10 protein-coding genes and 1 pseudogene are annotated in these 8,699 nt (G+C 67.0%); 4 read left to right on the top strand and 7 right to left on the bottom strand.

Annotated elements, in window-relative coordinates; all coding sequences use genetic code 11:
- The coding region (locus ACE3O8_RS11650) for a dihydrodipicolinate synthase family protein (protein WP_374389925.1) at positions 1–150 on the bottom strand (150 nt) is incomplete at its 3' end.
- A 103-nt stretch (positions 151–253) separates the two neighbouring features.
- Here ACE3O8_RS11650 and ACE3O8_RS11645 point away from each other — a divergent pair.
- Together ACE3O8_RS11645 and ACE3O8_RS11640 are read left to right on the top strand one after the other, a co-directional pair.
- Positions 254–2,251 carry a transglycosylase SLT domain-containing protein gene (locus ACE3O8_RS11645; RefSeq protein ID WP_374389923.1) on the top strand — a complete coding sequence of 666 codons (1,998 nt, stop codon included), beginning with the start codon at positions 254–256 and terminating at the stop codon, positions 2,249–2,251.
- A gap of 1 nt (position 2,252) precedes the next feature.
- Positions 2,253–2,738 (top strand): GreA/GreB family elongation factor, encoded by a 486-nt coding sequence (locus ACE3O8_RS11640; protein WP_374389921.1) that lies wholly within the window; start codon positions 2,253–2,255, stop codon positions 2,736–2,738.
- 511 nt (positions 2,739–3,249) lie between these two features.
- On the opposite strand, the gene ACE3O8_RS11635 is transcribed toward ACE3O8_RS11640, so the two are convergent.
- The 5 genes from ACE3O8_RS11635 to recR all read right to left on the bottom strand — a co-directional run bounded on the left by ACE3O8_RS11635 (position 3,250) and on the right by recR (position 6,396).
- Positions 3,250–3,816: a hypothetical protein gene (locus ACE3O8_RS11635; RefSeq protein WP_374389919.1), complete on the bottom strand. Its 567-nt coding sequence runs from the start codon at positions 3,814–3,816 to the stop codon at positions 3,250–3,252.
- Positions 3,817–3,849: 33 nt separating this feature from the next.
- The gene (locus ACE3O8_RS11630) at positions 3,850–4,125 is read right to left on the bottom strand and encodes a hypothetical protein (protein WP_374389917.1); all 276 of its coding nucleotides are present in this window, start codon (positions 4,123–4,125) and stop codon (positions 3,850–3,852) included.
- 277 nt (positions 4,126–4,402) lie between these two features.
- Positions 4,403–5,191, bottom strand: a complete 789-nt coding sequence (locus ACE3O8_RS11625; protein WP_374389915.1) for a polyphosphate kinase 2 family protein — start codon at positions 5,189–5,191, stop codon at positions 4,403–4,405.
- Complete coding sequence (gene def / locus ACE3O8_RS11620; protein WP_374389913.1) at positions 5,191–5,736, bottom strand: peptide deformylase; 546 nt, start codon at positions 5,734–5,736, stop codon at positions 5,191–5,193. The genes ACE3O8_RS11625 and def overlap by 1 nt, the downstream gene beginning before the upstream one ends.
- Before the next feature lie 66 nt (positions 5,737–5,802).
- Positions 5,803–6,396 carry a recombination mediator RecR gene (gene recR, locus ACE3O8_RS11615; protein WP_374389911.1) on the bottom strand — a complete coding sequence of 198 codons (594 nt, stop codon included), beginning with the start codon at positions 6,394–6,396 and terminating at the stop codon, positions 5,803–5,805.
- Positions 6,397–6,411: 15 nt separating this feature from the next.
- On the opposite strand from recR, the gene fmt reads away from it, so the two are divergent.
- Positions 6,412–7,308 carry a methionyl-tRNA formyltransferase gene (gene fmt / locus ACE3O8_RS11610; RefSeq protein ID WP_374389909.1) on the top strand — a complete coding sequence of 299 codons (897 nt, stop codon included), beginning with the start codon at positions 6,412–6,414 and terminating at the stop codon, positions 7,306–7,308.
- Positions 7,305–8,066, top strand: coding sequence for a tRNA pseudouridine(38-40) synthase TruA (truA, locus tag ACE3O8_RS11605; protein ID WP_374389907.1), 762 nt, complete (start codon positions 7,305–7,307; stop codon positions 8,064–8,066). Before fmt ends, truA begins: the two co-directional genes overlap by 4 nt.
- Positions 8,067–8,377: 311 nt before the next feature.
- Here the strand turns inward: truA and ACE3O8_RS11600 are convergent.
- Positions 8,378–8,699 (bottom strand): annotated as a pseudogene (locus ACE3O8_RS11600) (pyridoxal-dependent decarboxylase, exosortase A system-associated); the annotation flags it as partial.

The raw sequence follows: 8,699 nt of genomic DNA, 5'->3' as shown, positions 1-8,699 counted from the left end.
GAGGGTCGCGGATTCGCCCGTCGTCCCGCAAGGCACCAGCGCGCCAGAGCCTTCCGCGACCTGCCAGTCCACGAACGCCTCGAACGCTTTCTCGTCCACCCGGCCGTCGCGGAACGGGGTGACAAGCGCGGGGATGGAGCCTGTGATCAACGCCATGGAAAGATCCTCGGAAAGCGGCAGTTCGCCTCGCTTGCCCGGCAACAATCGCCCGGCAGCCTTGGCGCAAACGCCGCGCCTGCCTAAAGACTTCCCCATGTCCGTGCAACATCGCCTGTCGTTCGCCGTCGCGGCGCTCCTCGCCGCCGCCTCGCCTGCCCTTGCGCAATCCGATCCGGCCGCGCGCGCCTGGCTGGCCCAGCAGTTCGCCGCCTATCAGGCAGGCTCGTCCGCTGCACCTTCCGGCGCGCCAAACGCCACGGCGCAAAGCCTCGCCACCTGGGAATGGCTCCGCCGCGCCCCGCCCGCCGGCGTCAGCTACCCGCTCGCCGCGCAGGCGCAGTGGCTTGCGAACCACCCCGGCTGGCCCGGACACACTGCCATCCGCCGCCGCGCCGAAACCCAGGCGGCCGATCCGGCGAAATCGTCCGATGGCGAAGCGCTCGCCTTCTTCCGCGCCGTCCCGCCCGCCACCTCGGCCGGGCAGGCGCGCCACGCCCTCCTCCTCTCCGGCCCGGAAGCGCTTGCACAGGCCCGGGCAGCCTGGGCGCGCCCTTCCGTCCCGCCAGAGCTTGAATCCGCCCTCCTCGCCCGCTTCGGTTCAATGTTCACCCGTGCCGATCACGCCGCCCGCGCCGACGCCCTCATCTGGGCCGGGCAGACCACGGCCGCCGCCCGCCTGCTGCCCTTCCTCGATGATGAAGCCCGCGCCCTCGCGCAGGCCCGCATCGCGCTGCGCACCGGCGCCGCCGATGCAGAGGCGCGCGCCGCCTCCGTCCCCGCGAAGCACCGCCGCGATCCCGGCCTCACGCATGATCGTTCGCTCTTCCTCGAACGCAAGGGCCGCCTCGCCGAAGCCGAAGCGCTGCTCGCCGCCGGGGATACGAATGCCGGCGTCACCGCGCCCGAAACCTGGCTCGAACGCCGCCTCACCCTTGGCCGCGCGGCGATGCGCCGGGGCGACCATCTCACCGCCTATCGCATCCTGTCCAACCACAAGGCCGTGGCGCCGGGCGCGAACCCCGCCACCCTGCCCCTCTCCGTCCGCGTCGACCTGTCCGATACGGACTGGCTCGCCGGCTGGATCGCACTCAGGAAGCTCGACCGCCCCGATCACGCGCAGCAGCATTTCACCCGCTTCAACGCCACCGTCACCACCCCCATCAGCCAGACACGCGGCGATTACTGGCTGGGCCGCGCGGAAAAGGCGCGCGGCCAGCAGGCGGCTGCCACGGCGGCCTTCGAACGCGCCGCCCGCCACAGCGATTATTACTACGGCCAGCTCGCGGCAGAGGAACTGGGCCGCGCCCCGGCCCTGCCCATGGTGCCACGCATCCAGCCCACCGCGGCAGACCGGCAGCGGGTCGAAGGCTCGTCCATGGGCCAGGCCCTGAAGCTGCTGGTCGATGGCGGAGAGGCGGTCCGCGCCTCGCTCTTCACCCGGGCGCTGGCAGACAGCCTCGAAACCCCCGCCCAGGCCCGCGCGGCGGCCGAATATGGCAAGGCGCTGAACCGCCCCGATCTCGGCGTCTGGACATGGAAGGCCGCCCGCCCGCGCGGCGACCTCTCCACCTTCGATCTCGCCTACCCGCGCCTGCCCGCCAGCGCGCCCGTGCCGCCTGCGGACTGGCTGATCAGCCACGCCATCGCCCGGCAGGAATCGAGCTTCGACCGCACGGCCCTCTCCTCGGCCGGCGCGCGCGGCCTGATGCAGCTGATGCCCGCCACCGCGCAGGATGTCGCGAACAAGCTGGGCCTGCCCTACAGCCCGCAGCGCCTTTTCGACGATCCGGCCTACAACGTCACGCTGGGCAGCTATTACATCCGCCTCCGCCGCGACAATTTCTCGAACGCGATGATGGCGATCGCCGCCTACAACGCGGGCGCGGGCAATGTGCGCAAATGGATCGGCATGAACGGCGATCCGCGCGGCGGCACCACCCATGATCTGGTGGACTGGGTGGAAATGATCCCGATCAGCGAAACCCGCACCTATGTGCAGCGCGTCAGCGAAAACGCCGTCGTCTATTCCCTGCTGGAACCCACGCGTCAGGGCGCGCAGCCCCGCATTTCCCAATGGCTGAAGAACCCCTGAGGTGAGCGACCCCATCACCCCGGCGGGCATGGCCGCGCTGAAGGCCCGCTACGATCATCTGTTCACCACCGAACGGCCGCAGATGGTGGAGGTGGTCAGCTGGGCGGCGGGCAACGGCGACCGCTCCGAAAACGGTGATTATCTCTATGGCCGCAAGCGCCTGAGAGAGATCGACCGCGAACTCGCCCACCTCGCCCGCCGCATGAAGGACGTGACGGTGGTGGATCCCGCGCGCCAGCCGGATAAAAGCCGCATCTTCTTCGGCGCCACCGTGAAGCTGGTGGAAGTTCTGGAAAATGGCGACGACCGCGAACAGACCCTCACCCTCGTCGGCCGCGACGAGGCCGACGCCACCAACGGCCGCATCGCCTGGAACAGCCCCGTCGCCACCGCCCTGAAAGGCGCAAAGGTGGGCGACACCCGAACCGCCCGCCTGCCCGCCGGCGAACGCGATCTGGACGTGCTGGCGATCAGCTACCCGGGCTGAGAACAAGGCACACCTCCGTCAGCCGGGCCGTGCCCGGCTCCACCAGAACAAGCCCCTCCCCTTCAGGGGAGGGGTTGGGGTGGGGGCGCCACACCCGCACACCGCCCGCACATCGTGCCGCGCCCTATCCTCGCCCGCTCAGCCTGCACCACCCGCCCGGCCCACACCACCCGCTCAGCTTGCGTCGCCCGCTCAGCCTGAGCCTGTCGAAGGCCCCCGCTCAGTTCGCAACACCCGCTCAGCCTGAGCTTGTCGAAGGCCCACCCGCAAAAGCACCCCGAACAAGCAGCCGCTGGTGGCGGAAAATGATGGGTCGCACCGATGCTCAGGCACTATGCGCATGGGCCCGAGTTGGATGAGCCGCTGATCTGGTACGAAGGCGCCGGGCACACCGCGAACAGGCTCACGAACATCAGCCATGGCGACTGCTAACGAGACGGCGGTCGTCGGGGAGGCTGACACCGCCGGTGGAAATCGCCTCTGACCACATTGCTGCGGCGATGGCGCATCTTCAGGAAGACCGCCGTTCATAGGCGAGTTGCATCAGCTCACGCAGGATTTCGGTCTTGCTCTTTACCTGCTCCTTCGTGAGCCGCAGGCGGTAGAGGCCCCACCGCTTGTTGTATTCCAGCGTCTCAATGCCTGACTCGTCGATCTTCGCGTCCAATTCGTCCGTTTGCGGCAGCTTAAGCTCGAAGTTGATGTTGCTCTTCTTCGGGCGGAAACTGACGAAGTTGAACGGCTGGCCCTCGCGGGACAGGCCGATGTAGAACTTGTTGTATTTAAGTTCGAGCGTCGGATCGAACTGCTTGACCAGCACAAGGAGATCGTCGGCAAGGGCGACGGTCGCCTTGGTCGCCCGCTTCTCCCAATAATCGCGGTCGGTCGGGGCGGCGTCCGCGTCTTCGTCCTCGTCCACGAGTCCGCGCGTCATCTCGTCCATGACGGTCGTGAAGACGAGAGTGATGTTCTCACCGATGCGAAGCGCCTGCATCTGTATGGCGATGAGCGGGATCGTGCCGTTAAACAGGGAAATGACGTTCAGGAAGCGGCTGGTAATGTCTTCGGCGACAATCACCGCGCAGTGGTCATACTGTGGGTAGCGCTTTCGCTATATATCCCAATACTCGATGGTGCGGATGATGTGCGCCTCATCGGTCGAGCCAAGCTGCAACTCCACCTCATACCGCCGCTTCGTCTCTACATCCTGCAACAGGAGATCAAGTCTCCCCGCGCGCGGGTGAATGCGCTCCTGATCTCGAAGAACTAGGTCACCCAAGCCGAGGATCGAGGGATCTTCCGCAATCAATTGCTGAACCCACTTCTCCGAATACTCGGGATGAGTTCGCAGCCACAACCGTTCCGGCTTCACATAATTCTTCGACACGCTTGGAGCTCCCCGTTTTACCTCAATCCTCTTAGTCGCTGCCTCACAACTACGCCAACCCCTAGTCGGCTCCTGTTAATTTGATCCTTGCCCGAAAGCGGGGGAGTTTCAGGGACATTATGCTATTCGGCTACCGCCCACTACCGGGCATCCAGCAGGCATGATCTCCAACAAATCCAACAGCTTTCACCCTTAATCTGTTGAAATCAAAGTGTAGGGAAATGTTCCACGTGGAACAACCAATGTGGTTATCTGCCAGCAGAGCGTCCGGCCACGGCTATTTCGGCTTCAGGGCAACCCCCAGCTCCTTCTCGGCCAGCTTCCGCAGCTCCGGGGTCAGCGGCGGGTCGGTCAGGTCCACGTCGCGGGCCAGTTCGTCCGCCAGGATCTTCAGCCCCTCGATCCGTGCCTGCTTCTTGTGGTTCGCGCCGATGATGTGCCAGCGCGCATGCTCGCTGTCGGTGCGCTCGAACATCTCCTCATAGGCCGTCAGATAGGCCGCCCGCTTCGCCCGGTTGCGGAAATCCTCCGCTGAAACCTTCCAGCGCTTCCACGGCTGCTCCAGCCGGTCGATCAGCCGCTTGTCCTGCTCGTCCTGGCTCACATGCAGGAACAGCTTCACCAGCCTCGTGCCGTGCGTCACCAGCGTCGATTCAAAGGCGTTGATCTCGCCATAGGCCCGGCCCCAGTCCTCGGGGCTGGCGAAGCCTTCCACCCGCTCCACCGCCACCCGGCCGTACCAGCTGCGGTCGAACACCGTCCAGTTGCCCTTTTCCGGCAGCTGCGCCCAGAAACGGGTCAGATAATGCTGCCTGCGCTCATGCTCGTTGGGCGCCGCGATCGGCACCACTTTCAGGAAGCGCGGATCCATCTCGGCCGTCAGCCGCTTGATCAGGCCGCCCTTCCCCGCCGCGTCCCAGCCTTCCAGCACGATCACGGCGGCCCGTTGCTGGCGATGATAGGCGATCAGGATCTCGAACAGCCGCAGCTGAAGCTGCTTCTCGATCTGCTCATGGTCGTCAGGCGCCCGCCGATGCTCAACCGCGTCGAGCCGGCCGCCGTCCATCAGGCGGCTTTCTTCCCGGCCTTTTCGCGGCGCGCCTTTTCCAGCTTCTTCAGCACCATGTCCCGCTTCAGGCGCGACAGATGGTCGATGAAGAGGATGCCGTCCAGATGATCCATCTCGTGCTGAAGGCAGGTCGCCGTCAGGCTGTCCAGCACTTCGTCATGCGCCACGCCATTCTCGTCCAGCCAGCGGGCGCGCACCACGGCGGGCCGCTCCACATCGGCATATTGGCCGGGCACCGAAAGACAGCCCTCGTTATAGACGCTGTAATCCTCGCTTGGATCCAGGATTTCCGGGTTGATGAACACGCGGGGGTTCCTGCCCGGATTGCCCTCCGCATCCTCCGGCCCGTCGCCCAGATCCATCACCAGCAGCCGGATCGGCACATCCACCTGCGCCGCCGCCAGCCCGATGCCGGGCGCATCATACATCGTCTCGAACATGTCCGCGATCAGCGCGCGGATCTCGTCCGTCACCTCCGCCACGGGTTCGGAAATGCGGCGCAGGCGCGGATCGGGCACTTCAAGGATGGTCAGGATGGCCATTCCCCCTAGCTAGGAAGCAGCGCCGCCCCGGTCAAGCCGCAGCCCTCCGGCTGCGATGGGCCGTACCTAAAGCGGCCGCCGCAGCCGCAGGGCCTGCGCCAGCGTGCCTTCATCCAGATAGTCCAGCTCGCCCCCCACCGGCACGCCATGCGCCAGCTGCGTCACCTTCGCGCCCAACCCCTCCACCGCATCGGCCACGAAATGCGCCGTCGTCTGCCCTTCCAGCGTGGCGTTCATCGCCAGCACCACTTCCGTAACAGGCGGATCACCCGCCACCCGCTCTTTCAGCGCCGCGATCGAAAGATCATCCGGCCCCACCCCATCGAGCGCGGACAGCGTGCCGCCAAGCACATGATACCGGCCTGAAAACAGCCGCCCCCGTTCCAGCGCCCACAGGTCCGCCACATCGGCCACCACGCACAACATCGCAGGATCGCGCCGCGGATCGGTGCATATGCGGCAGGGGTTCGCCGTATCCAGATTGCCGCACACCGCACAGGCGGACAGCGCCGAATCCACCCGCTGCAACGCCGCCATCAGCGGCTTCAACTGGGTTTCCCGGTTCTTCATCAGCTGCAAAACCACCCGCCGCGCCGATCTGGGCCCCAGGCCGGGCAGCCGGGCGATCAGCGCTGTCAGTTGCTGCAATGCGTCGTCCATTCTATCGGCTCTGCCATGCGAATTGCCTTCATGGGAACCCCGGATTTCGCCGTCGCCGCGCTGGACGCCCTTGTCGGGGCCGGCCACGAGGTCGCCGCCGTCTATACCCAGCCGCCCCGCCCCGCGAACCGGGGGCGGCTGACGCCATCGCCCGTCCACCGCCGGGCAGAGGAGCTGGGCCTTCCCGTCCGCACCCCCGAAACCCTGAAGGGAGAGGAGGAAAAGGCCGCATTCGTCGCCCTCGATCTGGATTGCGCCGTGGTCGCCGCCTATGGCCTGCTGCTGCCCAGGGCGATCCTGGAGGCGCCGCGGCACGGATGCCTCAACATCCATGCCTCGCTGCTGCCCCGCTGGCGCGGGGCCGCCCCCATCCAGCGCGCGATCCTGGCCGGAGACGCGGAGACCGGCGTTGCGATCATGCAGATGGAAAAGGGGCTGGATACCGGCCCTGTTCGGCTGGAAGGCAGGATCCCGATCGGCCGGGAAACCGCCGGAGAGCTGACCGATGCGCTGGCGGCTCTTGGCGCCAGACTGATGCTGGACGTGCTGGCCGACCTGCCCGGCCATCCGGCGGTCCCGCAGCCGGATCAGGGCGTCAGCTATGCCCACAAGATCGACAAGGGCGAGGCCCGGATCGACTGGTCCGTGCCGGCCATGGACATCGACAGGCTGGTGCGGGCGATGCAGCCCAGCCCCGGCGCCTGGTTCGAAAGCGGCGGCCAGCGGGTGAAACTGATCGCCGCCGGGCCTGCAGAAGGCGCCGGCCCGCCCGGCCAGTTCATCGGCAACGATCTGGTGGCGGCAGGTAGCGGCGCCATCCGGCTGCTGACCGTCCAGCCCGAGGGCAAGGGCCGGATGCCCGCAGCCGACTGGCTTCGCGGCCGCCGCCTGCAACCGGGTGACCCGGTTTGACCCGCCGCGTCCGCTTCATCCTGGAATGGGATGGCCGCCCGTTCATGGGCTGGCAGCGGCAGCCCCATGGCCCTTCGGTGCAGGAAGCGGTGGAAACCGCCCTGGCCCACATCACCGGCGAAGACGCGGTCGTCCACGCCGCCGGGCGGACGGATGCCGGCGTTCATGCCAGCGGCATGGTCGCCCATGCCGAGCTGGAGACGGAGTTGAGCGCCTTCCGGCTGATGGAAGGGGTGAACGCCCGGCTGAAGCTGGCGGGCCAGCCGGTCGCGGTGCTGGAGGCGGAGGACGCCCCGGCGGATTTCCACGCCCGTTTTTCCTGCACCGGCCGGGCCTATGACTACCGGATCCTCTGCCGCCGTGCGCCGCTGACCTGGAACGACGGGCTGGTGTGGCGGCGGCCCAAGCCGCTGGAGATCGGGGCGATGGCGGAGGCAGCCGCCCTGCTGGTGGGACGGCATGACTTCACCACCTTCCGCCATGTCCACTGCCAGGCGCAAAGCCCGGTCAAGACACTGGACAGGCTGGAGATTTCGGAATCCGGCCAGACGGTGACGATCCATGCCGCCGCGCGGTCCTTCCTGCACCACCAGGTGCGGTCGATGGTGGGTGCGCTGGTGCTGGTGGGCGAAGGGCGATGGGGCCCGGCCGACGTGAAGGCCGCGCTGGAGGCCCGGAACCGGGCCGCGCTGAAGCTGAATGCCCCGCCGGACGGGCTGTGGTTCGTGCGGGCCACTTATGGCCAAGCGTCGGAATAATTTACAGAAGTTGTGCCTGCCCTGCGTTTAACCTGTTGAATTCGTGCAATGGTTAAATTGGCACGAACATTGCATGGTTTCCGCCGGGGTTCGCGTTAACTATTTGGAAGCAGGCAACGAGCGTGAATGGGATGCAGGAACGACCAAAGTCCGGCGTCCGAGGCGTTGTCCTCGTGTGGATCATCGGGCTGACGCTCGGTGTCGTTGCCGGAGCTGCGACCGCGATGCTGCTGATGCCCGCCGAAGGCCGGGGCAGCGACCGGGCCATGATATCGGAGCGTTTCCGGACACCCTGACCGGGCAGGCCTTCCTCAGACCAGAAGTTCCAGCGGTGGCGGGTGGCCCAGAAAGGCCTCCGGGCTGGCGGAGCGGCCATAGGCGCCGGCCATGAACAGCGCGATCAGGTCGCCCACCTCGCCGGCGGGCAGCGAAACCTTGTCCGCCAACCGGTCGAGCGGGGTGCAGAGGCAGCCGACGATGGACAGGATTTCCTCGGGCCCGGCCGAGCGGCTCGCGTTCGCGACCGGATAATTGCGGCGGATGACCGTGCCGAAATTGCCCGTTGCCGCCAGCTGGTGGTGGAGGCCGCCGTCCGTCACCAGGAATGTCTCTCCGCCGGATTGCTTCCGGTCC

Origin of the sequence: Sandaracinobacter sp. (genome assembly GCF_041909755.1) — a bacterium.
Lineage (GTDB): Bacteria > Pseudomonadota > Alphaproteobacteria > Sphingomonadales > Sphingomonadaceae > Sandaracinobacteroides.
The sequence above is the reverse complement of the archived record's forward strand: the minus strand, read 5'-3'. Positions and strand labels throughout refer to the sequence as shown.

Bases quoted from the DNA above. Each gene is read 5' to 3' on its own strand.
- ACE3O8_RS11645 (WP_374389923.1), top strand. From the start codon at position 254: ATGTCCGTGCAACATCGCCTGTCGTTCGCCGTCGCGGCGCTCCTCGCC.
- ACE3O8_RS11625 (WP_374389915.1), bottom strand. From the start codon at position 5,191: ATGGACGGCGGCCGGCTCGACGCGGTTGAGCATCGGCGGGCGCCTGAC.
- def (WP_374389913.1), bottom strand. From the start codon at position 5,736: ATGGCCATCCTGACCATCCTTGAAGTGCCCGATCCGCGCCTGCGCCGC.
- recR (WP_374389911.1), bottom strand. From the start codon at position 6,396: ATGGACGACGCATTGCAGCAACTGACAGCGCTGATCGCCCGGCTGCCC.
- fmt (WP_374389909.1), top strand. From the start codon at position 6,412: ATGCGAATTGCCTTCATGGGAACCCCGGATTTCGCCGTCGCCGCGCTG.